Raw genomic sequence first — 425 nt, 5'->3', positions numbered from 1 at the left:
GCCGGAGTTCGTGCCGGTCCGCGTCGCCGCCGATCGCCACGGCGAGGCGATCCCGGAACCAGAGCCTGTACCGCCGCTGCCACCATCACCGCGCGTGACCGCGGCAATCGAGATCGAGTTGCCTGACGGCATCCGGGTACGGGTCGGCGAGGAGGTCGGCCTCGTCGCCTTGCGGCGGGTGTTGGCGGCGCTGCGCGGGTGATCCCGGGGCCACCGCCGGGGGTGCGGGTATGGCTGGCCGCGGGCCCAACCGACATGCGGCGCGGCTTCGACGGGCTGGCGCGACAGGTGCAGGAGGCGCTTGGGCAGGACCCGTTCAGCGGGCAGCTGTTCGTGTTCCGCGGCCGTCGTGGGGATCTGGTCAAGGCGCTGTGGTGGGATGGCCAGGGCCTGGTGCTCTACGCCAAGCGGCTGGAGCGCGGCCA

Annotated in this window: 2 protein-coding genes; both read left to right on the top strand. The window is 73.2% G+C overall.

Translation table 11 applies throughout. The annotated features are described in order from the left end of the window. Positions 1-202 (top strand): hypothetical protein (locus JMJ56_RS33335; RefSeq protein ID WP_456318805.1); only part of this gene is annotated, 202 nt, incomplete at its 5' end. Continuing rightward, on the top strand, positions 199-425 hold a 227-nt coding region (gene tnpB, locus JMJ56_RS33330; protein ID WP_407927995.1), incomplete at its 3' end, for an IS66 family insertion sequence element accessory protein TnpB. The genes JMJ56_RS33335 and tnpB, both read left to right, overlap by 4 nt.

Origin of the sequence: Belnapia arida, assembly GCF_016773205.1 — a bacterium.
GTDB classification, from domain to species: Bacteria; Pseudomonadota; Alphaproteobacteria; order Acetobacterales; family Acetobacteraceae; genus Belnapia; species Belnapia arida.
Note: the sequence above shows the minus strand (reverse complement) of the source record. Positions and strands in the feature narration are given on the sequence as shown.